30 protein-coding genes are annotated in these 26,637 nt (G+C 59.5%); 9 read left to right on the top strand and 21 right to left on the bottom strand.

What is annotated here, in order from left to right:
- Nucleotides 1-57: 57 nt before the first annotated feature.
- From IGB42_RS14455 to IGB42_RS14435, 5 genes are all read right to left on the bottom strand, one after another.
- On the bottom strand, nucleotides 58-495 hold the full coding sequence (locus IGB42_RS14455) for a DUF4149 domain-containing protein (protein WP_159672837.1): 438 nt from the start codon (nucleotides 493-495) through the stop codon (nucleotides 58-60).
- Between the two features lie 76 nt (nucleotides 496-571).
- Nucleotides 572-1,054 carry a transcription elongation factor GreA gene (gene greA / locus IGB42_RS14450; protein ID WP_159672835.1) on the bottom strand — a complete coding sequence of 161 codons (483 nt, stop codon included), beginning with the start codon at nucleotides 1,052-1,054 and terminating at the stop codon, nucleotides 572-574.
- A gap of 178 nt (nucleotides 1,055-1,232) precedes the next feature.
- Complete coding sequence (carB, locus tag IGB42_RS14445) at nucleotides 1,233-4,454, bottom strand: carbamoyl-phosphate synthase large subunit (RefSeq protein ID WP_159672833.1); 3,222 nt, start codon at nucleotides 4,452-4,454, stop codon at nucleotides 1,233-1,235.
- A gap of 117 nt (nucleotides 4,455-4,571) precedes the next feature.
- Nucleotides 4,572-5,699 (bottom strand): glutamine-hydrolyzing carbamoyl-phosphate synthase small subunit, encoded by a 1,128-nt coding sequence (gene carA, locus IGB42_RS14440; protein WP_159672831.1) that lies wholly within the window; start codon nucleotides 5,697-5,699, stop codon nucleotides 4,572-4,574.
- A 331-nt stretch (nucleotides 5,700-6,030) separates the two neighbouring features.
- On the bottom strand, nucleotides 6,031-6,480 hold the full coding sequence (locus IGB42_RS14435) for a nuclear transport factor 2 family protein (protein WP_159672828.1): 450 nt from the start codon (nucleotides 6,478-6,480) through the stop codon (nucleotides 6,031-6,033).
- Nucleotides 6,481-6,622: 142 nt separating this feature from the next.
- Between IGB42_RS14435 and IGB42_RS14430 the strand changes: the two genes are divergently transcribed.
- Complete coding sequence (locus IGB42_RS14430; protein WP_159672826.1) at nucleotides 6,623-7,168, top strand: TetR/AcrR family transcriptional regulator; 546 nt, start codon at nucleotides 6,623-6,625, stop codon at nucleotides 7,166-7,168.
- A gap of 115 nt (nucleotides 7,169-7,283) precedes the next feature.
- On the opposite strand, the gene IGB42_RS14425 is transcribed toward IGB42_RS14430, so the two are convergent.
- A complete protein-coding gene (locus IGB42_RS14425; protein ID WP_159672824.1) occupies nucleotides 7,284-8,639 on the bottom strand; it encodes a C13 family peptidase in 1,356 nt (451 codons plus the stop codon).
- Nucleotides 8,640-8,768: 129 nt separating this feature from the next.
- Nucleotides 8,769-9,248 carry a glutathione peroxidase gene (locus IGB42_RS14420; protein ID WP_159672822.1) on the bottom strand — a complete coding sequence of 160 codons (480 nt, stop codon included), beginning with the start codon at nucleotides 9,246-9,248 and terminating at the stop codon, nucleotides 8,769-8,771.
- Between the two features lie 72 nt (nucleotides 9,249-9,320).
- Between IGB42_RS14420 and IGB42_RS14415 the strand changes: the two genes are divergently transcribed.
- The gene (locus IGB42_RS14415; RefSeq protein ID WP_201799947.1) at nucleotides 9,321-9,758 is read left to right on the top strand and encodes a DUF1841 family protein; all 438 of its coding nucleotides are present in this window, start codon (nucleotides 9,321-9,323) and stop codon (nucleotides 9,756-9,758) included.
- 15 nt (nucleotides 9,759-9,773) lie between these two features.
- On the opposite strand, the gene IGB42_RS14410 is transcribed toward IGB42_RS14415, so the two are convergent.
- From IGB42_RS14410 to cyaY, 3 genes are read right to left on the bottom strand one after another with little or no spacing between them, the layout of a single operon-like run.
- The gene (locus IGB42_RS14410; RefSeq protein WP_159672820.1) at nucleotides 9,774-11,243 is read right to left on the bottom strand and encodes a M48 family metalloprotease; all 1,470 of its coding nucleotides are present in this window, start codon (nucleotides 11,241-11,243) and stop codon (nucleotides 9,774-9,776) included.
- 42 nt (nucleotides 11,244-11,285) lie between these two features.
- Nucleotides 11,286-11,687, bottom strand: a complete 402-nt coding sequence (locus tag IGB42_RS14405) for a VTT domain-containing protein (protein WP_201799957.1) — start codon at nucleotides 11,685-11,687, stop codon at nucleotides 11,286-11,288.
- A gap of 11 nt (nucleotides 11,688-11,698) precedes the next feature.
- Nucleotides 11,699-12,010, bottom strand: coding sequence for an iron donor protein CyaY (cyaY, locus tag IGB42_RS14400; protein ID WP_159672818.1), 312 nt, complete (start codon nucleotides 12,008-12,010; stop codon nucleotides 11,699-11,701).
- 22 nt (nucleotides 12,011-12,032) lie between these two features.
- Between cyaY and IGB42_RS22690 the strand changes: the two genes are divergently transcribed.
- Nucleotides 12,033-12,284 carry a lipoprotein gene (locus IGB42_RS22690; protein WP_374705055.1) on the top strand — a complete coding sequence of 84 codons (252 nt, stop codon included), beginning with the start codon at nucleotides 12,033-12,035 and terminating at the stop codon, nucleotides 12,282-12,284.
- 766 nt (nucleotides 12,285-13,050) lie between these two features.
- Here the strand turns inward: IGB42_RS22690 and IGB42_RS14390 are convergent.
- Nucleotides 13,051-13,245: a hypothetical protein gene (locus IGB42_RS14390; protein WP_159672814.1), complete on the bottom strand. Its 195-nt coding sequence runs from the start codon at nucleotides 13,243-13,245 to the stop codon at nucleotides 13,051-13,053.
- 112 nt (nucleotides 13,246-13,357) lie between these two features.
- On the opposite strand from IGB42_RS14390, the gene IGB42_RS14385 reads away from it, so the two are divergent.
- Nucleotides 13,358-13,561 (top strand): hypothetical protein, encoded by a 204-nt coding sequence (locus IGB42_RS14385; RefSeq protein ID WP_159672812.1) that lies wholly within the window; start codon nucleotides 13,358-13,360, stop codon nucleotides 13,559-13,561.
- 12 nt (nucleotides 13,562-13,573) lie between these two features.
- On the opposite strand, the gene IGB42_RS14380 is transcribed toward IGB42_RS14385, so the two are convergent.
- The 5 genes from IGB42_RS14380 to IGB42_RS14360 all read right to left on the bottom strand — a co-directional run bounded on the left by IGB42_RS14380 (nucleotide 13,574) and on the right by IGB42_RS14360 (nucleotide 17,258).
- A complete protein-coding gene (locus IGB42_RS14380; RefSeq protein ID WP_159672810.1) occupies nucleotides 13,574-13,906 on the bottom strand; it encodes a hypothetical protein in 333 nt (110 codons plus the stop codon).
- A gap of 106 nt (nucleotides 13,907-14,012) precedes the next feature.
- Nucleotides 14,013-14,402 (bottom strand): hypothetical protein, encoded by a 390-nt coding sequence (locus IGB42_RS14375; protein WP_159672808.1) that lies wholly within the window; start codon nucleotides 14,400-14,402, stop codon nucleotides 14,013-14,015.
- Nucleotides 14,399-15,520 (bottom strand): hypothetical protein, encoded by a 1,122-nt coding sequence (locus IGB42_RS14370; RefSeq protein ID WP_159672806.1) that lies wholly within the window; start codon nucleotides 15,518-15,520, stop codon nucleotides 14,399-14,401. Before IGB42_RS14370 ends, IGB42_RS14375 begins: the two co-directional genes overlap by 4 nt.
- 42 nt (nucleotides 15,521-15,562) lie before the next feature.
- Nucleotides 15,563-16,273 carry a hypothetical protein gene (locus IGB42_RS14365; protein WP_159672804.1) on the bottom strand — a complete coding sequence of 237 codons (711 nt, stop codon included), beginning with the start codon at nucleotides 16,271-16,273 and terminating at the stop codon, nucleotides 15,563-15,565.
- Nucleotides 16,221-17,258 (bottom strand): hypothetical protein, encoded by a 1,038-nt coding sequence (locus tag IGB42_RS14360; RefSeq protein ID WP_159672802.1) that lies wholly within the window; start codon nucleotides 17,256-17,258, stop codon nucleotides 16,221-16,223. Before IGB42_RS14360 ends, IGB42_RS14365 begins: the two co-directional genes overlap by 53 nt.
- Before the next feature lie 404 nt (nucleotides 17,259-17,662).
- Here IGB42_RS14360 and IGB42_RS14355 point away from each other — a divergent pair, with 404 nt between their 5' ends.
- Nucleotides 17,663-18,703 (top strand): NADP-dependent oxidoreductase, encoded by a 1,041-nt coding sequence (locus IGB42_RS14355; protein WP_159672800.1) that lies wholly within the window; start codon nucleotides 17,663-17,665, stop codon nucleotides 18,701-18,703.
- A gap of 84 nt (nucleotides 18,704-18,787) precedes the next feature.
- Here IGB42_RS14355 and IGB42_RS14350 read toward each other — a convergent pair whose 3' ends face one another.
- Together IGB42_RS14350 and hpnC are read right to left on the bottom strand one after the other, a co-directional pair.
- Complete coding sequence (locus tag IGB42_RS14350) at nucleotides 18,788-19,396, bottom strand: thermonuclease family protein (protein WP_201799946.1); 609 nt, start codon at nucleotides 19,394-19,396, stop codon at nucleotides 18,788-18,790.
- A 1-nt stretch (nucleotide 19,397) separates the two neighbouring features.
- The gene (gene hpnC / locus IGB42_RS14345) at nucleotides 19,398-20,231 is read right to left on the bottom strand and encodes a squalene synthase HpnC (RefSeq protein ID WP_159672798.1); all 834 of its coding nucleotides are present in this window, start codon (nucleotides 20,229-20,231) and stop codon (nucleotides 19,398-19,400) included.
- A 102-nt stretch (nucleotides 20,232-20,333) separates the two neighbouring features.
- On the opposite strand from hpnC, the gene IGB42_RS14340 reads away from it, so the two are divergent.
- Both IGB42_RS14340 and glnK read left to right on the top strand, forming a co-directional pair.
- Nucleotides 20,334-20,708 (top strand): helix-hairpin-helix domain-containing protein, encoded by a 375-nt coding sequence (locus tag IGB42_RS14340; RefSeq protein ID WP_159672796.1) that lies wholly within the window; start codon nucleotides 20,334-20,336, stop codon nucleotides 20,706-20,708.
- A gap of 95 nt (nucleotides 20,709-20,803) precedes the next feature.
- A complete protein-coding gene (gene glnK, locus IGB42_RS14335) occupies nucleotides 20,804-21,142 on the top strand; it encodes a P-II family nitrogen regulator (RefSeq protein WP_159672794.1) in 339 nt (112 codons plus the stop codon).
- Between the two features lie 81 nt (nucleotides 21,143-21,223).
- Here the strand turns inward: glnK and IGB42_RS14330 are convergent, their stop codons facing one another.
- Together IGB42_RS14330 and IGB42_RS14325 are read right to left on the bottom strand one after the other, a co-directional pair.
- Nucleotides 21,224-21,565, bottom strand: a complete 342-nt coding sequence (locus IGB42_RS14330; RefSeq protein WP_159672793.1) for an FKBP-type peptidyl-prolyl cis-trans isomerase — start codon at nucleotides 21,563-21,565, stop codon at nucleotides 21,224-21,226.
- A 391-nt stretch (nucleotides 21,566-21,956) separates the two neighbouring features.
- Complete coding sequence (locus IGB42_RS14325; protein ID WP_236822596.1) at nucleotides 21,957-22,916, bottom strand: polysaccharide deacetylase family protein; 960 nt, start codon at nucleotides 22,914-22,916, stop codon at nucleotides 21,957-21,959.
- A gap of 149 nt (nucleotides 22,917-23,065) precedes the next feature.
- Here IGB42_RS14325 and IGB42_RS14320 point away from each other — a divergent pair, with 149 nt between their 5' ends.
- Nucleotides 23,066-23,407 (top strand): hypothetical protein, encoded by a 342-nt coding sequence (locus tag IGB42_RS14320; protein ID WP_159672791.1) that lies wholly within the window; start codon nucleotides 23,066-23,068, stop codon nucleotides 23,405-23,407.
- A 272-nt stretch (nucleotides 23,408-23,679) separates the two neighbouring features.
- Nucleotides 23,680-24,618 (top strand): class I SAM-dependent methyltransferase, encoded by a 939-nt coding sequence (locus IGB42_RS14315; protein WP_159672790.1) that lies wholly within the window; start codon nucleotides 23,680-23,682, stop codon nucleotides 24,616-24,618.
- 251 nt (nucleotides 24,619-24,869) lie between these two features.
- Here the strand turns inward: IGB42_RS14315 and argS are convergent, their stop codons facing one another.
- Nucleotides 24,870-26,597, bottom strand: coding sequence for an arginine--tRNA ligase (gene argS, locus IGB42_RS14310; protein WP_159672789.1), 1,728 nt, complete (start codon nucleotides 26,595-26,597; stop codon nucleotides 24,870-24,872).
- Nucleotides 26,598-26,637: the final 40 nt, after the last annotated feature.

Below are 26,637 nucleotides of genomic sequence, written 5' to 3'. Positions count from 1 at the left end.
CATTGCCATGCAACGCCGGCCTGGCACCGTGCCGCCCGTCAGCGGGCCAGCAGTTACTTACTTGCCCTCGCCGCGCCAGATGTAGATCAGCGCCAGCACGCTCTGCACCAGGTAGATCAGGCTGGAAATGGTGTGCCAGCTTTGCAGCCCGCCACCGAATACGCCTGTCGCCGCCTCCGAAATACCCGGCTTGATGCCGGCAATGATGGGAAACACCGCAAACTGATTGATCAGCGTGCACGCCAGCATGCCGATCACCAGCCACAGCTTGCCGGCCTGGAACGCCCGCAGGCCATCCACATACAGCCAGTACACAAGCAGGTAAATGCCGGCCACGATGCCCACCCAGCCGAAGGCGGTGAACAACTTGCCCACCACAGCGCCGGCAACCGGGCCGGACAGCGACTTGAACAGTACGGGCGCAACCAGCAACCCGATGATCCACATGCCGCCTATCCACAACGCGGTCAGTACGTTCTTGAGACCCACGCCCATTGCCTGGCTTTCCTTGTCTGCTTGCTGTGCTTATGTGCCTGCCGCCCGCGCCTGCCGTGCTGCAGGCGCGTAGCGCTTACAGGTATTTCACATCCAGGATTTCGTATTCGCGGATGCCACCGGGTGCCTGCACCTCGGCCACATCCTCGGCATACTTGCCGATCAGCGCGCGCGCAATCGGGCTGGATACCGAAATCTTGCCTTCTTTCAGGTTGGCTTCATCGTCACCGACGATCTGGTAAGCCACTTGTTCTTCGCTATCCAGATCCAGCAACTGCACGGTGGCGCCAAAAACGATGCGGCCCTCCGCAGTGGCTTCCAGCTCTTTCGGATCGATGATCTGCGCGTTGGAAAGCTTGCCTTCCAGATCGGCGATGCGGCCTTCCACGAAGCCCTGGCGCTCCTTGGCGGCATCGTATTCGGCGTTTTCCGACAGGTCACCGTGCGAACGTGCTTCGGCAATGGCTGCGATCACGGCTGGGCGGTCTACGCTTTTCAGGCGCTGCAACTCGGCCTTCAGCTTTTCCGCACCGACAACGGTCAGCGGGACTTTGATCATGTTCATATCTCCATGCGGGCAACATTTGTGCCCCCGCAAAAAAATCAAAGGGCCAAGACAGGCTTGGCCGGATTATCAGTCACGCGGCCGGATCGATCCGGCCGGTGGTACATGCGTACCAGCAAAAGCACAGCCGCCGTCCCGAGGGACGGCGGCTGCTGACTTGGACGTTAACTTATCAGGCTTTCAGGCGCTGATGCAAGCTCTGCACGTCGTAAACGCGCATTTCGCCCAGATCACGGATACCCACGCATGCCGCACGTGCACCGGCAATGGTGGTGTAGATCGGCAAACGCGCCTTCATCGCCTCGTGGCGGATCGAGTAGCTGTCCTGGATGGCCTGGCGACGCTCGTCCACGGTATTGAAGATCATGGCGATTTCGCCGTTCTTGATCATGTCCACGATGTGCGGGCGACCTTCGGTCACCTTGTTCACTGCCGTGACCGCAACACCAGCCCCGGCAATCGCCGCGGCCGTGCCCTTGGTGGCAATCACCTTGAAGCCCAGCTCGACCAGGATGCGTGCGCATTCGATGGCAGCCGGCTTGTCGCCCTCACGCACCGAGATGAACACATTGCCGTGCTGCGGCAGCACGATGCTGGCCGCAAGTTGCGATTTGACGAACGCTTCGGCAAAGGTTTCGCCCACGCCCATCACTTCGCCGGTCGACTTCATTTCCGGGCCCAGGATGGTATCCACGCCCGGGAACTTGGCAAACGGGAATACCGCTTCCTTCACCGAGTAATAAGGCGGGATCACTTCCTTGGTCACACCCTGGCTTTGCAGCGACTGGCCAGCCATGCAGCGCGCCGCCACCTTGGCCAGCGAGATGCCGGTGGCCTTGGACACGTACGGCACGGTGCGCGATGCACGCGGGTTCACTTCCAGCACGAACACGGTGGCCGCGTCGCCCTTGCCCTGGATGGCAAACTGCACGTTCATCAGGCCGATCACGTTCAGCGCACGCGCCATCGCCACGGTCTGGCGGCGCAGCTCGTCCTGCAACTCGTTCGAGAGGCTGTACGGCGGCAACGAGCACGCCGAGTCACCCGAGTGCACGCCGGCCTGCTCGATGTGTTCCATGATGCCGCCGATCAGCACTTCGCTGCCGTCGCTGATCGCGTCGACGTCGACTTCGATGGCATCGTTCAGGAAGCGGTCCAGCAGCACCGGGCTGTCGTTGGATACTTTCACCGCTTCACGCATGTAGCGGGTCAGGTCGTCCTCGGAGTGCACGATCTGCATTGCGCGGCCGCCCAGCACGTAGGACGGGCGCACCACCAGCGGGTAACCCAGGTTGGCCGCCAGTGCGATGGCGTCCTTCTCGGTACGCGCAGTGGCGTTTGGCGGCTGGCGCAGGCCCAGATCCTGCAGCAGCTTCTGGAAGCGCTCACGGTCTTCTGCGGCATCGATCATGTCCGGCGAGGTACCGATGATGGGCACGCCGTTGGCTTCCAGTGCACGCGCCAGCTTCAGCGGCGTCTGGCCACCGTATTGCACGATCACGCCGACCGGCTTTTCCACCGCCACGATTTCCAGCACGTCTTCCAGCGTCAGCGGCTCGAAGTACAGGCGATCGGAGGTATCGTAGTCGGTCGAGACGGTTTCCGGGTTGCAGTTGACCATGATGGTTTCGTAACCATCTTCACGCAGCGCCAGCGCCGCGTGCACGCAGCAGTAATCAAACTCGATACCCTGGCCGATCCGGTTCGGGCCGCCGCCCAGCACCATGATCTTCCTGGCGTTGGTGGGTTGCGATTCGCACTCTTCTTCGTAGGTCGAGTACATGTAGGCGGTATCGGTGGCAAATTCAGCCGCGCAGGTATCCACGCGCTTGTACACCGGGCGGATGCCCAGGCCATGGCGGTGGCGGCGTACCGCGTTCTGGTCGGTGCCCAGCAGGCCACCCAGACGGCGATCCGAGAAACCCTTGCGCTTGAGCTTGCGTACTTCGGCGTAATCCAGGCTTTCCACGTTGCGGCCACGCAGGCCGTTTTCCAGCTGCACGATCTCTTCGATCTGCGCGAGGAACCACGGATCGATCTTGGACAGTTTGAAAATCTCGTCCAGCGACAGGCCGATACGGAATGCATCCGCAACGAACCACAGGCGATCCGGGCCCGGCGCCGCCAGTTCGGATTCGATGGCCTGGCGATCGGTAGTGACTTCGTCGAAACCGGACATGCCGGTTTCCAGGCCGCGCAGTGCCTTCTGTAACGATTCCTGCAAGGTGCGGCCGATGGCCATCACTTCGCCCACCGACTTCATCTGCGTGGTGAGCTTGTTGTTGGCCTGCGGGAATTTCTCGAACGCGAAACGCGGCACCTTGGTGACCACGTAGTCGATCGACGGCTCGAACGATGCCGGGGTCTTGCCGCCGGTGATTTCGTTCTTCAGCTCGTCCAGTGTGAAGCCGACAGCCAGCTTGGCAGCGATCTTGGCGATGGGGAAGCCGGTGGCCTTGGAGGCGAGCGCAGACGAGCGCGATACCCGCGGGTTCATCTCGATGACGATCATGCGGCCATCATCCGGATTGACCGAGAACTGCACGTTGGAGCCGCCGGTATCCACTCCGATCTCACGCAGTACCGCCAGGCTGGCGTTACGCATGATCTGGTATTCCTTGTCGGTCAGCGTTTGCGCCGGCGCCACGGTGATCGAATCGCCGGTGTGCACGCCCATCGGGTCCAGGTTTTCGATCGAGCAGACGATGATGCAGTTGTCGGCGCGGTCACGCACCACTTCCATCTCGTACTCTTTCCAGCCCAGCAGCGATTCTTCGATCAGCAGTTCCTTGGTCGGGGAGAGATCCAGACCACGGGTACAGATTTCGATGAATTCCTGGATGTTGTAGGCAATGCCGCCGCCCGAACCACCCATGGTGAACGACGGGCGGATGATAGCCGGGAAGCCGACATTGGCCTGCGCGGAAATCGCTTCTTCCAGCGTGTGGGCAATCACCGAACGGGCAGAACCCAGGCCGATCTTGTCCATGGCCGCCTTGAATTTCTGGCGGTCTTCGGCCTTGTCGATCGCTTCCGGCGTGGCGCCGATCAGCTCGACCTTGTATTTGTCCAGCACACCATTGCGCCACAGGTCCAGCGCACAGTTCAGCGCGGTCTGGCCACCCATGGTCGGCAGGATCGCATCCGGGCGTTCCTTGTCGATGATTTTCTCGACCACTTGCCAGGTAATCGGCTCGATGTAGGTGACATCGGCCATGTTGGGGTCGGTCATGATCGTGGCCGGATTACTGTTGACCAGGATGACCTTGTAACCCTCTTCGCGCAGCGCCTTGCAGGCTTGCGCGCCGGAGTAGTCGAATTCGCAGGCCTGGCCGATCACGATCGGGCCGGCGCCAATGATGAGGATGCTCTTCAAGTCTGTACGTTTGGGCATTGCTATGAACCTTTTCCAATTGGCCGGCAAAGTGATCCTTTGCTGGCTGCGCTGCGCGGCGATCCGCCGTACTTGCTGCCGCCCCGTTGCTGCGTGCAGCACAAGGGCGGGCTGGAATTACTTTTGATCAGCCATCATGGCGATGAACTTGTCGAACAGGTACGCCACATCGTGCGGGCCGGGGCTGGCTTCCGGGTGGCCCTGGAAGCTGTAGGCCGGCGCATCGGTCAGCGCAATGCCCTGCACGGTGCCATCGAACAAGCTGCGGTGCGTGATGCGCACATTGGCCGGCAGGCTGGTTTCGTCCACCTGGAAACCATGGTTCTGCGACGTGATCATCACGTGCTTGCTGTCGAGGTCCTGCACCGGGTGGTTGGCACCGTGGTGGCCGAACTTCATCTTGCTGGTCTTGCCGCCGGTCGCCAGGCCCAGGATCTGGTGACCCAGGCAGATGCCGAAGGTCGGCACCTTCTTCGCGATGAACTCCCTGGTGGCGGCAATCGCGTAATCGCATGGCTCCGGATCACCGGGGCCGTTGGACAGGAACACGCCGTCCGGATTGAGTGCCAGCACTTCGGCGGCAGTGGTCTGCGCCGGTACCACGGTCAGCTTGCAACCGCGCTCTGCCAGCATGCGCAGGATGTTGTGTTTCACGCCGAAGTCGTACGCCACCACGTGATACTTGGGGTTGCTCTGCACGGTGTAGCCCACGCCCAGCTTCCACTCCGCGGTGGTCCAGTCGTGCGATTCGCTGATCGACACCACCTTGGCAAGGTCTTGCCCGGCCATGGAGCCGAAGGACTTGGCCTTTTCCACTGCAGCGGCCGCATCAATGTTCTCGCCGGATACGATGCAGCCGGGCTGTGCGCCCTTTTCACGCAGGATGCGCGTGAGCTTGCGGGTGTCGATATCGGAGATCGCCACGATGTTGTTGGCCTTCAGGTAGTCACCCAGGCTCATGGTCGAACGGAAATTGGAATGCAGCAGCGGCAGATCGCGGATGATCAGGCCGGAGGCGAAGACAGCGCGGGATTCGGCGTCTTCCGGGTTCACACCGTAATTGCCGATGTGCGGATAGGTCAGGGTAACGATCTGCTTGGTGTACGAGGGATCGGTGAGGATTTCCTGGTAACCGGTCAACGAGGTATTGAAAACAACTTCACCGATGGTCTCGCCATCGGCACCGATGGAAATACCATGGAAGAGTGTGCCGTCGGCAAGCGCGAGCAAGGCGGGTGTAGACACTGGGCGGCTCCTGAATAAGGATTTTTGGGGCCGCACACGTAGAAAAACGGGACAGGTGGCCCCATCCCGTTTCGTGTGCAAAATTTTCCGGATATTACAGGAAAAGCCCTTATCCTTCAAGGCTGCAGCGCACCGCAAGCGGGGATTTCCCGCCCCGCCGGGCGCTGGCCAACACCGCCAACTGTTTGATCTGGCACAATTCTTACAGTCAACAGACTGCCACGCAAGAACTGGTGTTAGAGCACCGCATACCAGCCTCTCTCGATGCCCCGGTACCGTCTACATACCCATCTTGCTGGCCATACGCCGGCAAGGCGGCGTGCGGTGGTATTCAGTCAAAGCGGCCACTGATGGTCTTCAGCTTGCCATCGCCGGCAAATTCGACGGTATCCACGCCGGTGAACAGCTTCACCCCCTGCGGTGTTTCCAGCCGCCATGCGCGGGAGTACGCGCCATCCTGCAGCTGCGGCGCCGCCAGCCAGTGTCCCAGCATGCCGGGATACTGGTTGCGTACCTCGGCAATGTAGCCCGATAACGCCGGGATACCCTGGGTGACCTTGCCCGGATCGCGGTAGGCAATGCCCTCGGCCACGCTCTGTTGCAGCAATTGCAGCCGCTGCGCGGCGTCATCGGTTTGCCATGCCTGCAGATACAGATCCATGGCCTGACCGCCACCCGCGGGGAGCTCCACAGCATGCGCGGACAAGGTGCCGCCGATCATCCCGCACGCCAGCACCCAGCGCCCCATACCGGTGAAAAACCATTTCCCGATGTTTTGCATTCCAGAATCTCCTTGGCCTCAGATTGCACACAAAAAATGTACTGAACGAACGGTACAATTTAAAGCGATGGCCAGTTGTGCTGTCAAGACCAGCAGCCCGCTTCCGATACAATCAGGTTTTCGATGCAGTCCGCAGCCCCACATGACGCGTGAAGAACTGGTAATCCGTTTGAGCGAGGTGTTCCACCAATATGGCTACGATGGCGCCACGCTCAGCCGGCTGTCTGCCGCCAGCGGCCTGGGCAAGGGCAGCCTGTATCACCACTTTCCGGGCGGCAAGGCGGAAATCGGCCTGGCGGTGCTGCAAGCGGCCGGGCTGCGCTTCCACCACCTGCTGGTCACGCTGCAAGGCAATGCCGATATCAGGAACAAGCTGGCGGTATTCGTGGCACGGCTGCGCCTGACCGATATGGAAAAACGCCAGGCCAGTACGCTGGACGTGTACAGCATGGGTGATGCGTGGGATGCATACGGCCAGGACATGCGCACCTCGGTGTTGCAGCTGGCCGAGCGGCTGGCTGGTGCGCTGCAGCAAGCGGGCCTGCCCGCTGATCTGGCGGAACAACGCGCCTATGACGCCGTCGCCATGCTGGAAGGCATGCGGCTGACCTGCCGCTGCCTCGGTGAATGGTCCCGCTACGAGCAGATGCTCGATCAGCTACCCTATACCCTGCTGGCAGCGCACTGAACCCGGCCAGCTGCATACCCTTTGCAGGTCTCTCTGCAGGCCGACCGGCAAAAACGGAGCGCAATGGCTGATCAACCAGCCGCTCCGGCTACAGCATAGCGCCGCTGCAATCTGCTCAATGCGCGCGCCAGCTCACCAGCTTGCCGGCGATGGCCGCGCCCACGAACAATTGCGGATGCGATGGCTCGATCTGCTCGCGCCGCTCCCGCTCGCTGACCGCCACGCGGGCAGCCTCGAACGCCGGCAACCAGTCGGCATGGCTGCGCAGCGCATCGTGCAGTGCATGGCCGTAATAGGTGAAATCGTTTTCGTCCGCGCAGCCGAACGAGGTATGCGTGGCATCCGCTGCAGTGGCCACCAGCGCATCCTCCGCCATCAGCGGCGCGATATAGCCCCCCGAGTAACAAGCGGACACCACCACCACGCGCCAGCGGATGCCGGCTTCCCTGATGGCAGCCGCCAGCCACTGCGGCGTGATCTGGTTGAGCTCGAGCGGCGCGTTGTCGATCAGGAAATCGTGCGTACGCCCGCCGTGCGAGGTCATGTACAGCACCAGCACGTCCTCGTCCTTGTTCATCTGCTGACCGATGCGTTGCAGCGCGGCAGACAGGCTGGTTTGCGTGGCGATGGGAATCTTGCCGGTGGCGCTGTCGTGATTGGCCAGCAAGATGGTATGGCCGGGTGTGGCAAAGCGCTGCTGGAACAGCGTATCGAACGAGCGCGCTTCGCGCAGGAACACCGCCTGCTCCGCATCGCCACCCAGCGCAATCGTGAACACTTCCGGCACGCCCGGCTTGCCGGCGGTAATGGCATCGAGCGCATCGTCCAATAGATAGGTTTCACCATAGAACGCATCTTCACCAGCCAGCTTGGGTGGTGGTGGGCGTATCTCATCGCGCTCCGCGCTGTAGTCGGGATAGAGCAGGCGCGGCGCATCCACCAGCCAGGCCTGCAACGCCAGCACGATCAGCGCAATGCCCAGCGCAAACAGCAACCCGCGCCAGCGCACCCAGCCGATGCCCCGCACCGCACCGATGCCTACCGCCAGCCCCAGCCAGCCGCTGGCGACGAAATAGCCGACAAAGCCGAACCACTCCATCAGCTGCCGGGATAAGAACAGGCGCGCCAGCTCATATACGCCGGCATACAGCCATCCGATCCAGATACCCGCAGCCAGCAGCAGGCCGAACATCATCCAGCCCATATCCGGCTGTGCGCGCCGATCGCACCACAGCCCGATCAGCAGCAGCACGAATGGCAGGAACAGCCAGATAGGCAGCGCATAGTCGTTGAACAGCGTGCCATCGCCATATACATAGCCCTGCACCAGCGAAGTCATCAGCCCGAGCGCCAGCACCACCAGTAGGGGCCAGCGCGGCACGGTGCCGTGGCGGGAAAGCGGCAGGAACAGCAGCGCGCGCAGCGCGGAGGTCAGCGGCGTAGCCAGTGCGTGGCGTTGATCAGGCGGCATCGTGGATGGCAGGCAGAGTCGGGACAGCCGCCATCGTGCCCGCCACGCCGGTCAGCGGCAAGCGCCGGCTTGCGGCTTCACGGCATATTCATACTGCGGGTGGCGATACCGCGCTGGCGCGCCGTCCGGTCAAAGCAGACGCTCGATATCGGCGCCGATTTCCTCGGGCGCCACGGTGGGCGCATAGCGCTTCACCACGTGGCCATCACGCCCCACCAGAAACTTGGTGAAATTCCACTTGATCGCCTCGGTACCGAGGATGCCCGGCTCTTCCTTTTTCAGGAAACGGTACAGCGGCGCAGCGGCACTGCCATTGACATCAATCTTGGCAAACAGCGGAAACGTGACGTTGTACTGCGTCTCGCAGAAATCGGTGATCTCGGCCTCGTCGCCGGGCTCCTGCCCGCCAAACTGGTTGCACGGAAAGGCCAATACCGCAAAGCCGCGCTCGCGGTAACGCTCGTACACTGCCTGCAAACCCTGGTATTGCGGCGTGAAGCCGCACTTGCTGGCCACATTGACGATCAGCAGTACCTGCCCCTCGAAATCCCGGAGCGGTTTGGCACCGCCGTGGATATCGGTGACGGAAAAATCATGGATAGCCGCCATGCTTGTTACTCCTGAAGATGGATGTTGAAGCGGGATAAGCGGAAAATACCCGCATACCCTGGAGTATTGCAGATGCTGTTCAACCCATCACGCGAACAGGCGCGACGTTTTTTTGTCGGCACCTGGCGCAAGTTTCAGGCCGGCCAACCGCTGGAAGACCTGGAAAAACTGATTGCCGGCGTGCTGGCACGCCACCCGGAATACCATGGCTACCTGGCCGAGGAATACCTGGATCGCGACTGGCCACCCGAACACGGCGAAACCAACCCGTTCCTGCACATCAGCATGCACCTGGCGGTGGAAGAGCAACTCTCCATCGACCAGCCCGCCGGCGTGAAAGCGGCCTATGCGGCGCTGTGCCAGGCCACCGGCGACGAGCACGTGGCCATGCACGAGATGATCGAAGGCCTCGGCGAAATGATCTGGCAGGCACAGCGCCATGGCCACGCGCCAGACCCTGCCACATACCTGGATGTACTAAGGCAGCGGCTGAACACGCTACGCCGTTGATGCCACCGGGCTCGTTCAGCCGCCGTCGCGCCAGGTTTCCGGGCGCACCTTCTGCTGCAGCTCGCGCAAGCGCGCTTCCAGCCCGGACATGGTGTAGAAATCACCACCGCTCTGGCGCTGCGCCATCTGCAATTGCTCGATGGCGGCGCTGAATTCGTTCAGCCGTGCAAAATACTCACCTTGTGCCCGGTACTGCTGCAGCACCCTGCCCGCCTTGGCGTGGATGCGCGCCTCGCGCTGGTAGAAATACGCGTCTCCCGGGTAAACCAGTTGTGATTCCTGCGTGGCCTTGAGCGCCTGATCCAGCTTGCCCGCATCCAGCAATGCATCGATCTGCCCGTAGCGCAGCGCGTGATACTCGGGGAAGGCAACCGTGGCGCGCGCGTAGCTGGCCAGCGCCTCGTCGAATTTGCCCTCCGCCACCAGGATCTGCCCTTCCAGCGACTCGAGGGCCGGATGCGAGCGCGTCAGGCCGAATGCCACCCGCGTGTCTTTCAGGCTTTTCTCCGCCGCCGCCGCATCACCGGCGCGCAATTGCGCCAGTGCCAGCCCATAGCGATACGCGGGCAGGTTGGGGTAGCGTTTTTCCGCCAATGCCTTGCGATAGAAATCCACCAGCTCGGATGCCTTGCCCTGCAGCACGCGTGCGCGTTCACGCATGAACCAGAAATCAGGCGAATCCACCACCTGCCGGTATGGCATTTCCTTCAGCCGTGCCTGTGCATCGGCAATCCGCTTGTAGGTCACCGGGTGGGTACGCAGGAACTCGGGCGCGTTGGCCTCCACCAGCCGGTTGCTGCGTTGCAGCCGTTCAAAAAATGCCGGCATGGCGGCGGGGTCAAACCCGGCGCTGATCAGCGTTTCCATACCGATGCGGTCCGCTTCCTGCTCGAATGCATAAGTGAAATCGAGCTGCTTCTGGATCGCCATCGCCTGCGCACCGGCCACCGCGGCCGATCCCACATTGCCGCCCCCGGAGCGCGACGCCAGGATGGCCACGCCGATGGCGGCGAGCATCATCCATGGCGTGAAGCGCGTGCCATCGATCAGCCGGGCAATATGGTGCTGGGTGACGTGGGCAATTTCATGCCCCAGCACGCTGGCCACCTCCGACTCATGCTGTGCAATCACCAGCAAGCCGGTGTTCACGCCGATAAAGCCGCCGGGGATGGAGAACGCGTTGACCTCCTTATCCCCCACCGGAAAGAAGGTAAAGCTCACCCCGCTGCCCGACGCATCCACCAGCCGGTTGCCCAGCTGGTTCAGATAGGCCTGCAGTTCGGCATCGTCCAGCATCACGCCGCTGCGGCGCAGCTCGTTCATCGCCGATTCGCCGATCTGCCGCTCCTGCGTGGGGCTCAGCCCTTCCTGCGAGATATCGCCCATGTCCGGCAGGCGCGTGGACAGGGTATCCGCGCCGGCAGGGCACGCCAGTGCAACCCCCAACGCGATCACCAGCAACCGCTGCATCAGGCCATTCTTCAAGCGTTAATCCTTTATCCATGGTGGTGCGCAATGCACCGGCCATCACGCACTGTGCCAATAGGGGCCCAGCGCGGCAATCACTGCATAACGGGAAAATTTGCCCAGCACCAGCCACAGCCAGATACGGCGCCACGGCCAGCGCAGCCAGCCTGCGGCAATGCATAGTGCATCGCCCACCACCGGTAACCACGTGGCCAGCAGGATGACTGGCCCCCAGCGCTGCAGCAAAGCCACCTTGCGCGGGGTTTCTGCCGGGGGAATACGCCGGCCCAGCCAGACCGTGACCAAGCCACCCAGGCTGTTACCCGCAGTAGCCACCAGCAATGCCGGCCACAGCTGTTGCGGCCATTTGATCAGATAGGCGGCCAGGGCGACCTCCGAGTTCCCCGGCAGCAGGGTGGCGGACAAGAACGCCGAGGCAAACAAGCCGCCCAGCCAGCCCAGATCGGCCCAGCTCAGAAGCTGAAATCCACGCCTGCGTGCAGGCTGACCGATGCAGCCAGATCGGCAAACAGCTCGCCATCGCCACGCGTATTGCGCCACTGGCCATCCACCAGCCGGTAGTGGAAACCACCGTTCCGCGCTGCCAGCCACATCTCGTGGTTGGGCACATGCCGGTTGACGATGATCTTGCTGCCATCGTCGAACTCGATCTCGAACACGTTGCCGGACAGCAGCGTTTCGACATCCAGGTCAGCGTCTTCCAGCGCGGTATCGATTTGCGCAAACACGGCATCAGAGAGATCAAGGAATTCGGATTCGGTCATTGGGGGCCAGCAGTCGAGTGATATGATGCCGATTTTGCCACCAATCCTCCCGGCCATGCGTGTTTGCGCCCTGATACTTCTTGCCACCACCCTGCTGGCCGCCTGCGGCTTCAAGGGCCCGCTTTACCTGCCCAAGCCGGGCAGCACGCCTGCCCAGAGCAGCAAGGCCGCATCCAGACCGGCAGCACGGCCCGCTTCTGTACCGGTGGCATCAGCAGTCACTGCCGTGTTACCGGCGGCTGAGCCGGTGAGCATTACGCCGTTGCGGGATTGATAGGTCAACCGCCACCTCTGATTCCCACATAACGCGGCTGCAAGTACGCTTGCAAATCACATGACCCAATAGCGCGGCAACTAAATGGCCAGAGCGTGAACACTTCGACCTCTCTGTCGACCTTCACCCTCACCCTTGCTTGAAGCCCGCGCCAATGCGGTCAATCATGCTTGCATGGTCACAATACAGAAAGTGCCTCCTGTACAAAAAGGCAGATTATCGGGAGCCCCCTCCTGAAAGCTTTTATTGAAACAGGTGAGCGCTTTTCATCGGGGATAATCTGTGAACAGAAGCGCTTGCCTTTCATGACCGAAAAAAAACTTTATTGAAATCATCACCACCAGAACCTGGCGTGGGCCCCGCCCCCATCATTCTTTTGTTGTTCCGGCACAATCAATACTCAAAAACAATCAAATATTTTATATCGCGCGTTGTCGCCGGCATAAAGCCAAGCTGTAAATACCTCAAAGATAGTCTGCACCCTTCAGGCAGTCAAAAAGAATGGCATTGAGAACTTCATCAGAGAGTCCTTCCCTGCCTTCGCGCTGCCACCCCCATATTGCGTTGATTGCCACGCCATCTACATCAGGGAAGCGTCTCTGAACGCCATTGCAATGTCATGATTTTTAACGCCCGGGCCCGCACGAATCATTTCCTTGAAAAGCTCGGAAGGCTTGACACCGGACAATATCTCTTTCATAGAACCTCCTTTTTCATGGCGTAAATATAACCCGGATATTTCCAAAATAATCCTCGGGTTCACTGACTACCGGGTAACCAAATCGGGCAACGATCTTCCCGTCCAGGTATTTGCAGCAGCTTGCTTCGGGGCCATGCCCTTTTCAAGATTTTCCGTATATTGTCTGTAGTTATCACTACCCTGTCCCGGCCTCCAGAAACCACGAATGGCGGCAACCCTCAGCCCTTCATTTTCGAACAATTTCATGGCACTGGCAAACATGTCCGCACCTGTTCCCAACTGTGCACTCAGATTTTTATAAGCATAGATATCAAGCCCCAGAACGCCTTTCTTGCAACTTCAACGATCACACCACACAACCAATCAAGCCAAGATGATGGAATCCATTCCAGAAGATCCGGATAAAGATACTTCTACAAGCAAAAAACCACTACCTCTCGTCAGCCATGCAATTTATTTGAATAAACTGCATGGCATTGCTTCAACATTTTCCTTATACGTCAGCTGGCGTTTTAACAGCAAATCAACGCCCATGACGTCCGGCCGGGAATATGTCTTTTTACAACAATCATCTTGAACACCTGCGATGCTAAATCGTAAATGTTTCCCCTCCCCTGACAAAAACCACCTTCACAATTTCGTCCAGCACGGGGCCATGCTTGCCACCCCCTGCACGGGCAACAATGCTCACCTGATCATGATACAAAAATTTGCCGCCCACATAGCAAGGGACATTATCCAACAGGCGATCCACGAAATCCCTGTCTGAAATCTCCAGACGCGTTTCTTCCGTAGCGCCCTCTATGTAGGGCGTTGTTTTGTCAGCCCGAACGGCAAGGAGCCCTTTGACGAGAATATTGACATCCATATACCGGGCAGGCTCCAGCATCACCTTTTCAAGTTCAACCTCTTGAAATTTCACTAGCGCACTCCTTTATCTCATAGTCATCAAGGGTAATTTATCTTTTTACTGGACCATGGAAGGAATTCCTGCCGCACTGCCACTGCACTATTTTTCGAACCATCTTTTATTCCAGGTCATCAAAATAAGCTTCCTTGGCTGACAGCGTCCAGACAAACCATCGCTTTTCCGGATTACCGTCCATGAACCCCTCCAGATGAAAGTCATGAATACCCCCTACCGGAAAGGGATCTGCGGTCCGCTCGACAATGGAAGTTTCAAAAGAATTGGGAAGTGCCACCAACCTTGATATTTTCAAGCCGGATTTCGCAACATCAGAAAAAGTAATTTTGCATGGGCTTTCAAACGAGAACTTTTCTGCCAGCGGATGTACTGAACCGCTGATATCAACGCCTTTTTCAAAAAAAACTTCAAGATCATTCCCTTTCCACTCGAAGCCAGTGCAAATGGCTTCAGAAAAGCCGATCTCGTCGAAAAACCCTTTAACAGCCGTCATGGTTTCCTCCTCAAGACAATGACAATCATGTCATCCGGATTGATAAAGCCCATCCCATCCGTCCGGCTGAACCGAACACCACCGAACCTGGCTGGATAGTCAGCCATGGCAGTCAATGGCGCCTTGTACTCAACCGGGTCGAACCCCATCAAATTTAACTGTTCCTCACTTGGGAACTTGCCAAGTTTCACATAAGAGTTACCCTTCGTTGCGGCAATGACCATTTCTCCACCGGGCTTGAGAACTCGCAGTGCTTCAGCAAGCCTATCATTTGCAAACATCGCGCTCCGATCAGAAATGAATGGGTTAAATGCCGTTATTTCAGCGCTCGAAGCAGCTGGCAGAAACCCCAAGCCTTTTGTCAAATCAGCTCGCACACCTTCCATTGCTTCAATATCCACATTGATTGCTCCACCTATTTTTGACTTTTTACCGCCAAACAGATCGACTCGCAAGCCTGTGGCTTTTGCGAGCGCAATCGATGCTTCATCGACTGTCATCGCCTTGCCGGGAGTGAATCCATAAGCATCCGCCGCTATGTCAGCCTCTGCGAGCGAATCGGGCATCGTATTCACGGGCTTTGTGTGATCAGGCTTGCCCGGATGTGCGATTTGCTCAATAAAACCGGACTCCGAAGCGGCGCCATTGAAAGGCAGCATAGCAGCTGAGACAACAACGTCACCGTCCAACGACTGTGTATTGTGTTGTACCTCATCAACGCGCAGCACTTGATTTGCCAGCTGCTGCAACATAAATCCATCTCCAGCTGCGACAGCCCGATGCGTAGCCGAAAGCCCGAATGCCCTGGCGTAAAGATCTGCCAGCGCGGCACGGCTGAAAGGCTCGCCGTTGCGATTAAGTACCCGCTCCGGAACAAAGATCAGCGCCCCTGTTGGCTGCGGCTGCGGCGTCCTGACCGCACCATGTTGCGCGGTCGTGTACATTGGCGTTTGTACGGCAGGTAACAACGGCGGCGCAGCGCCTGAAGCAGTTTGTATCGCCTCTGCTTCCGGCAATGACATGGCATCCCGAACAGGCGTAGCGGGCAAGGGCGCCATTTTCTGCAACCGTGCATCGGCATCCAGCCACATGCCCAACGCACGTTGATAAGTGGGCATGGCTTGCCGCTGGGCCAGTTCCTCCGCATTGTCAGCTTTTGCTTAGAGTTGCCGCATTACGTACAAACCGGCATCACGGCGGCGCTGCTGGGCCTGCCAATATGCGTGCTGTTGCGATTCGCTTCCCGGTTCAATCACAGGTTCAACAATCGGGCTGTCGTGATCAGCGGCGCTGACGCGGGCTTGCGTAGTCAAGGCATCCGCCGGCATTTCAATGCCATTTGCAGCGGCATTATCTGACTCCCGCGCCAAAGAATCCGGTCTTGTTGCCTGCGCCACCGCCGAAACATCCGGCTCATGGGCGGGGACAGATGGATCGGGTTCAGCGTGCTGTCCGGGTTCAAAGACATGCTGCTCATCTGGTTGCGGCAAGATAGTCCGTACCGGTACAACGCCGGCCGCCACAGACTGCTCACCGGCAACGGCCCCGGGCAGACCATCCGCATTACTGATGGCATGGGCTGAAGCCGGGGATGGCGCCTGTGGATCGGATACAGTCGATCGTCGCATCTCGCCAGGCTGCAGATCAACAACCGGCTCCAGTACCCGCGTCATGTCAGCCTGCTGCCTGCCTAGCGCCATGCCCTTGCCCACACCCTGCAACGCAAGCGATTGCCCAAGCCCGCCAGTGGCGCCGAGCACGGCGCTTTCCTGCCAGTTGTCGAAGGCATCCTCGCCGGTAGCCAAGTTGCCGGCAAGGTTATCGGCCAGCACTTCCTGTGCGGCTTCGCTCAACGGCTCGCGCACCAGCATGTCTGCATGCGTGTGCACCCATGCTGTACTTGCCGGGCGCATGTTCCAGCGCACGGGCCAAGCGGCTGCCATCGCCCAGCGTCTTGCCGATCAGCCCGGTGGTCAGCATCGCTTGCGCGGATGCCAGCAGCGCGTCGCCAGGCTTGGCGCCATCCTGCAAAGCTTGCCCATAGGTGGAAAGACCAGACTGCGTCACTTCGGAACCAAGCCCGAATGCGGATAAAGCCCGTGCAGACGCACCCGTCGTTTGCAGCGCCTTGCCACCCAAGCCGGTTAGCAGCGCCGGGCCGGTTTGCTCTGAGGCAATGTCACCAATCACACCGGGGTTATCGATTGCGGCTTGAACGGTCCCCGCCACATCCCGATCCGTGCGACTTGCAAAACGCGCCTTCTGGGCTTTCAATCCATCCGATTGGGCATTGTTGTAGAAGTCGTCAGATGACTGGCGATCCCGCAGTGCGATGCGCTGCGCTGTACCGATGCCACCATCCAGATCCTGGTACAACATCACCGGATTCAACGGCGCGGTGAGCAGCGAGGCGTCATACACCAGACGGGATATCCCGCGCGCGGCCGCCTTTACCGAATCACCGGCAATATCGCCAATCGTGCGGCTATCGGCAACATCCGCAATGGCCTTGAGCTGGTCTTGCCCGGCGCGGAACCCGGCGTATTTTGCGAATTCCGGCTGATCTACCTTGATCGTCGAGCGCGGGTCATCCCATTCGGCGCGATATGCGCGCAACCGGTCTTGTGCGTATTGCTGGAAATCCAGCTTGGGGTTGTCCCGTTGCCATATATCAGCGCCTATCGCATAGTTCTGCTGCACGTGCTGCACGATTGCAATGACTGCTTTCGATGGCGGCGGGGGTGGCTTGAAGTTGTCGACCCAATCGAGCGTGCCCGCTGCGCGCTCGATGGACCGCGGGCTGGGCTTGGGGTCGGACTGGATAAGCGGGTTGGCATATTGCTGGCCTTTTTTCATGGTGTTTCCAACAAAGGACAAGGGCGGTACAACGCCACCATTGTTCTTCGTCCCCGCATGCCATTCTGCATGTGTAACGCCTGCCTCAGTCCTTACCTGTTTCGATGCACCTGCTGCACCCAGTCACCGCCGCGCCGAAAAGCCGCATCCCGCCCTCCCTGCGTTTCCCGATGCATAGCGCAGGTAACGGGAATGCATTCTGCTCATTGCCTATTGCCTTAATGCATACAGGAACTAGCCAAGCGGTCTATCAGAACTTATAGTGCACAGCACAAACCTGTGCCCCATACAGCAGGAAACAAGCAAAAACCTAATAGGAAGCGGGGCTTTGCTTGACAACAGACAGTGCATTTCTGGCCATTTTCTAGACGACCGGTCCATTTCAACCTCAGCAGGAGCCCAGCATGCCCCAAACCAGTACCGGCAATCGCCGCATCGTTCTCGCCACCCGCCCAAGGGGTGCACCCGCCGCCGGTGATTTCCGGCTGGAAGAAGCCGCCGTGCCCAGACCCGGCGACGGCGAAGTGCTGCTGCGCACGCTCTACCTGTCGCTTGATCCGTATATGCGCAATCTGATGGAAGCGGCCGGCACCAGCTATGCACCCGCAATCGCGCTGGATCAGGTCATGGTGGGCAGCACGGTCAGCCGGGTGGTCGAATCGCGGCATGCCGGTTTGCAAGTGGGCGAGCTGGTGCTGGCCCAGTCCGGCTGGCAAGACTATGCGGTAGCCAACGGCGCAGATCTCAAGCCGCTGGGCGATATCGCCCGGCCATCACAGGCGCTGGGCGGGCTGGGCATGCCCGGCTTTACCGCTTATGTGGGCTTGCTGCATATCGGCCAGTTAAAGGCTGGAGAAACGGTGGTGGTTGCTGCAGCCACCGGTGCAGTGGGGGCAGTCGTCGGGCAACTCGCCCGGCTGAAAGGCGCGCGCGTGGTGGGCGTTGCCGGCGGCGCCGACAAATGCCGCTATGCAGTGGAAGAACTGGGCTTCGATGCCTGCCTGGACCGCAACCAGCCCGATCTGGGTACTGCGCTGGCCGCAGCCTGCCCGGATGGCATCGATGTGTATTTCGAGAATGTCGGCGGCGCGGTATTCGAAGCCGTATTGCCACTGCTCAACCTGCATGCGCGCGTACCGGTGTGCGGCATCATCGCGCATTACAACGATGGCTATGTGCAAGCCGGCCCCAACCTGCTGCCGCAAATGGTCAGAACCTTGCTGCAAAAGCGCATCCGCATGGAAGGCTTCATCATTCTGGATCACTTTGCCAACGCCGAGCGGGTGGAAGCATTCAACCAGGAAGTCAGCACCTGGGTGCGCGAAGGCCAAATCAAGCTGCCGGAAGATATCGTGCCAGGGCTGGAAAATGCCCCTGATGCGTTTACCGGCCTGCTGGCCGGCCGCAACTTCGGCAAGCTGGTGATCCAGGTGGCAGAAGACTGAACCAGCAAGCACCGCCATCAGGCGAACGCAGCAGGCTACATATCAACCCGAAATTGCCGACCGGGTGATTTGGCCAAACGGCAATTACTGGCGCTTGCTACGCCGGTAGTCCCACGGCGGCGTGGGTGCCTTGTCTGCCCACAGGCCTTGTTGCCCGCTGCGCGCCGCTTGCTCGGCTTCTTCATAGCGTTCGTACTCTGCACCCGATTGCTTGCCCTGCGCATACTGCTGGTAATGCCACGCCAGGCCAGCGGCAACCTGTGCGTAATTGACCGGGGCGCCGGCTACAGCCACAACGGCCACACCGCGCTGGTAACGGTCCACATCGATCACCTCGGCGGTGACCTGCTTGCGGTAGACCAGATCAGACAGCGCTGCCTTGGCTGCCTGCCCATAGGGCTGGCTTTTCTCCGGCGCATCGATGTACGCCAGACGCAGCTTGTATTGCTGCTTGCCGGCATCGAGCACGGTGACGGTATCACCATCGGCCACCGAAACCACTTCGCCGCTGACCACCATGCCCGGGGTCATGCTGCCCGGCGGGCCGGCTGGTTGATGTTGCTGCTGCCACCAGCCCCAGGCAAACGCGCCCAGTACGGCCAGTGCGGCAATGCGCGCCGGCCAGATGCGGCCACTCAGCAGTGATTGCAGCGCCTGCGTTTCGCGGCGGCCGAATCGGGGGGAGCGGGCCATATCAGCGCTTCCGCAGTGCGCGCCAGATCAGCCGCGGCCAGTCGCCGGCGGTGAGCTTGGGGCGGTGATTGAACATGTCGTAGCGCCGGGCTTCCAGCTGATCGAGGATGGTGGCGCCGCCCAGCACGGTCAGGCGCAGCTCCAGGCCGATGCGGCCGGGCAGGATTTTCGCCAGTGGTGCCCCGGCGTGCAACATGCGGCGCGTGCGGTCCACCTGGAAGGCCATCAGCCGCTGCCAGCGGATATCGGCATTGCCGACGGCAATCTGCGCCTCGGTCACCCCGAATTTTGCCAGTTCGTCCTGCGGCAGGTACACGCGGTCTTTCTGCCAGTCTATGGCCACGTCCTGCCAGAAATTGATCAGTTGCAACGCGGTGCAGATGCCATCCGACATCGCCAGGTTGCGCGTATCCGCAGCGCCGAACAGATGCAACAATATCCGCCCCACCGGGTTGGCGGAATGGCGGCAGTACTGCACCACCTCGCCAAAATCGGCGTAGCGGGTTTTCACCACATCCTGCTCGAATGCGCTGAGCAGATCGCCGCATAGCGACAGCGGCACCTCATAATCACGCACCGTTTGCGCCAGCGCCTGGTAACGCGCGGTGGCCGGTAATTCGCCCGCGGCAATGCGCGCCAGCTCCGCGCGGCAATCTGCCAGCGCGGCCAGGCGCGCGGCTGGTGTGGCATCGCCCTCATCGGCCAAGTCATCCGCGTGGCGGGCAAAGTGGTAGATGCTGGCCACCGGCTTGCGCAGGCGCCGCGGCATCAACAGCGATGCAACCGGGAAGTTTTCGTAGTGCGAAACAGACTGTTGTGCGGAAATGGCGGGCATGAAACTGAATTTAATCTGACAATTAGGCGGAGATTGCTATAGTAATGCCGTCGGCAAAGCTGCCGCGTACTGCAATGCAACCAAATACCGGGAGAACACATCATGAAAAAATGGCTCGTCGCGCTGTTCAGCGTCTTCGCACTGGTCACCAGCGCATTTGCTGCGGTGGATATTAACACTGCCAACCAGCAACAACTGGAAGCGATCAAGGGTATCGGCCCGGCCAAGGCCAAGGCCATCATCGACTACCGCACCGCCAACGGCGCGTTCAAGTCGACCGAAGACATCCAGAAGGTGCCGGGCATCAAGGAAGGCACCTACAAGAAGATCTCCGGCGAGATCAGCGTAGGCGGCAAGGCCGGCGCAGCAGCGCCCGCTGCCAAGCCGGGCAAGGCCAGCGCACCGGCAGCCAAGGCTGATAAAGCCAGCGTTCCTGCCGCCAAGCCTGCCAAGGCCAGTGCGCCTGCCAAGAAGTAAACAGCAGTCCATGTGAAAAACGGCGCCGATGGCGCCGTTTTTCATGGGCAAGCCGCTATACTTTCGGAGTTCAACAGCGCTCAAGGAGAGACGACATGAAAAAAATCGAAGCCGTCATCAAACCGTTCAAGCTCGACGAAGTACGCGAAGCCATTTCCGAACTGGGCATTTCCGGCCTGACCGTCACCGAGGTCAAGGGCTTTGGCCGCCAGAAAGGCCACACCGAGCTGTACCGCGGTGCAGAATACGTGGTCGATTTCCTGCCCAAGACCAAGGTGGAAGTGGTGATTGCCGACGATCAGGTCGACGCGGTGATCGAAGCCATCGTCAAGGCGGCCCACACCGGCAAGATCGGCGACGGCAAGATCTTCGTCACCCCGGTCGAGCACGTGGTACGCATCCGTACTGGCGAGACAAACGAAGCAGCAATCTGAGCCCCATGTTGACGGCCAACCGGCAATAGCGGCAAATAAGAAAGCCACGCCCATGCGTGGCTTTTGCAGCTACGTTCAAGCTCAATCGTCGCGCGTCAGCACTTCCAGCAACTCGATCTCGAAAATCAGGTTGGAATTCGGTTTGATATGTGCGCCAACCTGCTGCTCACCGTAGCCCAGGTGCGCCGGCACATACAGCTTGCGCTTGCCGCCCACCTTCATGCCCATCAGGCCCTGATCCCAGCCCTTGATCACCCGCCCGGTGCCGATCACGCACTGGAACGGCTTGCCGCGCTGGTACGAGGAATCGAAGGTGGTACCGTCCTCCAATACGCCCTTGTATTGCGTCGTGATCAATGCGCCCTTCACCACGGCCTTGCCTTCACCCAGCACAAGGTCTTCCACCTGTAACTCGTTGCTCATGACCTGTTCTCGTCCACTGCCGGCCAACAGCCAGCTCACGCAGGCGTTTTCTCAGGATTTGCGCAGTTTGGCAAGCTTGAGCATGGCACGGAAACATCGGCCCGGACGGGACCTGGTCACGCAAAGGCACAACCAGCCTAGCCGCCTCGCAGGATTTCCAGCTGCTCGCGCATGTCCCTGAGCGTGCTTTCCAGCTCGGCCAGCTCGCGCTGTTTTTGCGCCTGCTGCTGTTCAAGCTGCGCGACCTCTTCGGACAGTTTTTTTCACCAGGTGGGCATTGGCCAGGCGATGCATGCGTACTTCCTTCATGGAACGATCGGGCTTGCTGATAGCAGCGGATCATTGAACCACAAACCCGTCAATGCATGGCGCAAACCCTTGCCACGGCACATCAGCGGGCACCACCTTGCAGGCAATTCTTCGGTGATGCATCCACCTGCTGCTGCAGCGCCTTCAGCGGCAGGTAGTTGGTGAGCTTCAGCTTTTTCTGCTGTATCACCTTGTGCACTTCCGGCCCGTTCCACACGTCGAAATCGGACAAACGCAGTTGCAGGTCGGCAATGGCTTCGCGCGCACCGGGGCTGTCCTCGGCCGGGTGGATGATCAGGTGGTTCACGCCAGCCGGCAACGAGGCCAGCACATTGTCGTAGCCGGGAAAGCGCATGCCGGCCCGGCGCAATGCCGGGTTGTACAACATGGTGAAGGTATCGGGTGTGACCACGCCCAAGTCTTTCTGTATGCCCTGATTCAGCGCCAGTTGCTGCTCGAACGACATGCCGGCAAATTGCGAAATGGTCGGTATGCCGGTTTCACGCGCCAGGCCGGCATAGATATCGATGAACGCCTTGCTGCCACGCCAGAACAGCATGTGCCCATCAAGGTGGGTAACGGTCAGACCTGCAGCCTGCACCTTGGCGATCTGCGCGAGGATTTCCCGCTTCACCTCTTCCGGTTTCGCATGCTTCACCAGCTCATCCACGCTGGCCCACAGATTGCCCTGGTCGTTGTAGAGCGATGGCACTTCGCTCTTGGGTAACACCGCGCCCCATGGCTGTTTTTCCTGCCACTCGTTGGTCAGGGTCAGGTGCACGCCCACCGCCATGCCACGCGCCTTGGCCATCTCCGCCACCTTGGCAAAACCGGGGGTCGGCGGCATCACAGAGATATCCTGGATCAGCTTTTTATCGATCAGCCTGAATGCAGCCCGATCCAGCTCCGGATGCATGCCCAGGTCATCGGCATTGACGATCAACACCTTGTCGGCGGGCGCATAGCCCAGGCACTCGCTCAGTGGCGTGGCATAAGCAGCAGAGACAAGCACGGTGGCCAACAGGCCGAGGGGCAGTTTCATCAGATTCAATCGCAGCAAAGTCACGCCAGAAAGCACGGCGAAAGGTGGCATAATAGCGCCTGCCAGATTTTGTTGCCCGGTCTTTGCGGCGTCATCCTTGCGGATCAGCGCACTCTGGCATGCCATCTGCCCAGCAATCCGGACCTGATATGAAACACCTGCACATTGCCACTGCCCTGCTCACCGCGCTGAACGTAACGGCTGCGCTTGCCGAAGTCACCGAACAGGAAGCCATCCAGTCCCAGGTCGGCAGCGTGATGGCCTCCGCCGATTATGCGGCGAGGAAATGCCCCAACCTGCATATCGACCAAGCCAGGCTGCAGGCGCTGATCAAGCGCTCCGGCATGAGCGCGGAAGCGCTGCGCCGTGGCGAAGACTACGCCGAGCAGCGTGATGTGCTGGAGAGCCTGGGTAAAAGCGAGCAGGCCGCCATGCTGTGCAGCGTGCTGTCCTCAGCCCACGGCGGCTATGCGCGTGGCATCATCGAATGACAAGTAACAGACCCGGGCGTAACGCCAACATAGCGCAAATTGGCTTACCCACTGAGTAACCAAATTGCATGAGCAAGCTCATTGCGATGTCATGGTCAGCATTTCGGTTTGCATGCCAATACCCGACTGACGCAGCCATCGCGCAACGGTTCGATTGTTTGCACTTGGCGTGCAGGCAAAGCGCATCGGGAAAACAAAGTTTGTAGCGCCTATTGGCTATTCATCGTTTTACTTATGCTATACATGCGTATCATAACCAGGATTTACCCTATATGAACAGTCCAGCCGATGGCGATTGCCATAGCAGCGAACAAGAATGGGCCAACCGGTTATCCGATGCTCATAAGGATGAATGGAGCAAGGTGCTCTCTGATGCTGATCGCATCAAAGTAGGCGAGACTTGGTTCAGATCGGATACGCTTGATGCATGGCGGCATGAACGGATGCGAAATCCCATTAAATGCTTTATTGAAAACTATGCCGAGGGTAGCTGGCTGACAGTTGGAGATGGCAGGTTTGGCACCGATGCAAATTATTTGCTCAACGCCGGGGCGCCAGATGTACATTGCACAGATATCACGGACACCCTGCTGAAAATTGGCAATGAAAAAGGTTTCATAAAGGATTTTTCTGTCCAGAATGCAGAATCGATACAATTTGATAACAACAGCTTCGATTTTGTCTACTGCAAGGAATCATTCCACCATTTTCCGCGCCCCTACATGGCACTGTACGAAATGTTCCGTGTAGCAAAAAAGGCGGTTATTCTGACCGAACCACGAGATCAGATTGCAGACCGGGCACCATTTTCTTTTATATTCTATTTCCTCAAAAAGCTATTGCGTGGCACGGCATCGCAGCACTACTTCGAGCCAGTGGGAAATTATGTATATTCAATTTCCGAACGTGAGCTGGACAAATTCCTGCTTGGCATGCATTTCACACACGTGGCGTATCTGGCGGTCAACGATTCATATTTTGCAGGGTTGGAATTTACCAGTAGCACGGGGCGCAGCTTTAAAGATCGCAAGCTGAAATTCATACTGAACTTCAACATTCGATTGCAAAATATATTATGTGCGTTGGGCATCATGAAGTCTGGTTTGCTCACTGCAGCGCTATTCAAGAGCACACCGTCTTCAGAGCTGATTGCGAGCCTGCGTCAGCAGGGATGGAAAATCAAGGCGCTCCCTGAAAATCCTTATCTCTGAACGATGGATTTTCGGCATTCAGCCTGCCTCCCATAGAAATACTCAACGGGCGAGAACGGAACTGACTCAGGAGAGAATATTGGGAAATCAAGCAATGACGCCAATGGCAGCGTGCAGGCATAAAGCAGTATTGCGAAGCTGCAGCGCCGCTAAACACGCAAGGTCATACCTGTCATGAATCCCCAATGATGGAAAGCAAAATGGCTATCGTGCAAGATAGCCATTTCCCAACCATTATCCACTCAAAGATATTACATTTCTTCCAGCGCGGTAATCCCCAGCAAGCCCAAGCCGGTTTCCAGCGTGCGGCCAGTGAGCCTGGCCAGTTGCAGGCGGCTGGCCTGCACGTCACCTTCGCTCTTGAGGATCGGGCAGGCTTCATAGAAGCGCATGAACTGCGTGGCCAGCTGGTACAGGTAGCTGCACAGGAAATGCGGGCAGGCTTCGATGGCAGCCGACTGCAGCACATCGGCAAAGCGTGCCAGCTCCAGCGCCAGCGCATGCTCGGCCGGTTCGGCAATATTGATGGCGGCACCATCGCTCACCTCGCCCGCCTTGCGGAAAATACCGGCGATCCGTGTACACGCATACTGCAGGTAGGGCGCGGTATTGCCTTCGAACGACAGCATGCTGTCCCAGCTGAACTGGTAATCACTGGTGCGGTGCTTGGACAGATCCGCGTACTTCACCGCGCCGATGCCCACCGCCTGCGCGACATCCTGGCGCACCGAGGCAGCCAGATCCGGGTTCTTTTCCGATACCAGCGCATAGGCGCGGCTGACGGCTTCGTCCAGCAGCTCCACCAGCTTGATGGTATCGCCGCTACGGGTTTTGAACGGCTTGCCGTCCTCGCCCATCATGGTGCCGAACGCTACGTGCTCCAGCTGCATGGCAGCCGGGACGTAACCGGCCTTGCGGCCCAGCGTGAACAGCTGCTGGAAGTGCAGCGCCTGGCGCGCATCGACCACGTACAGCGAGCGGTCCGCGTGCAGCACGTCTGCGCGATAGCGCAAGGTGGCCAGATCGCTGGTGCTGTACAAAAAGCCGCCACCCTGCTTCTGGATGATGTAGGCAGCCGGCTCGCCGTCCTTGTTCTTGAACTCATCCAGGAACACCACCTGTGCGCCCTGGCTTTCGGTCAGCAGGCCCTTGGCGCGCAGGTCGGCCACCACCACCGGCAGGTCTTCGTTGTACGCAGATTCGCCGCGCACATCGGCGCGGGTGAGCTGCACACCCAGCTTGCTGTAAACCGCTTCGCAGTGCGACATCGAAACATTCAAGAACTGCTGCCACAGCGCATGCACCATGGGGTCGCCACTTTGCAGCTTCACCACGTAGTCGCGCGCGGTATCGGCAAATGCGGGATCGGCATCGAAGCGCACCTTGGCGGCACGATAGAAATTTTCCAGGTCGTCCAGCGCAATGGCGGCATCGCCGGCCTTGTCCTGCTCGACCAGGTAGGCGGTCAGCATGCCGAACTGCGTGCCCCAGTCGCCCACATGGTTCTGGCGTACCACGGTGTGGCCGAGGAAATCCAGCAAACGCGCCAGCGCATCGCCAATGATGGTCGAGCGCAAATGGCCGACGTGCATTTCCTTGGCAAGGTTGGGCGACGAGTAATCCACCACCACGGTCTGGCTGGCCGGCAGCGGCACGCCCAGCTTGGCATCGCTCAGCGCGGCATTGGCGCGCGCGGCCAGAAAGCTGTCTGCCAGTTTGATATTGATGAAGCCAGGCCCAGCGATTTCCAGCTTGTCGGCAATGCCATCTAGGTTCACCAGTTCCAGCACCGCCTGTGCCAGCTCGCGCGGGTTTTTCTTTAGCTGCTTGGCCGCGCCCATGGCGCCGTTGGCCTGATAATCACCGAACTCCGGTCGGGCAGCCGGCTGGATCACCGGGTTGGCATCGGGGGCGCCGGCGGCGGCAAACGCAGCGGCAAAACGCGCATTCAAAAGCTGCAACAAGGTGGTATCGGTCAAAACTGCTACTCCGCTTCTTCAATCTGTGGCGACGGCTGCG

Source organism: Andreprevotia sp. IGB-42 (assembly GCF_009848685.1).
Taxonomy (GTDB): domain Bacteria; phylum Pseudomonadota; class Gammaproteobacteria; order Burkholderiales; family Chitinibacteraceae; genus Andreprevotia.
The sequence above is the reverse complement of the archived record's forward strand: the minus strand, read 5'-3'. Positions and strand labels throughout refer to the sequence as shown.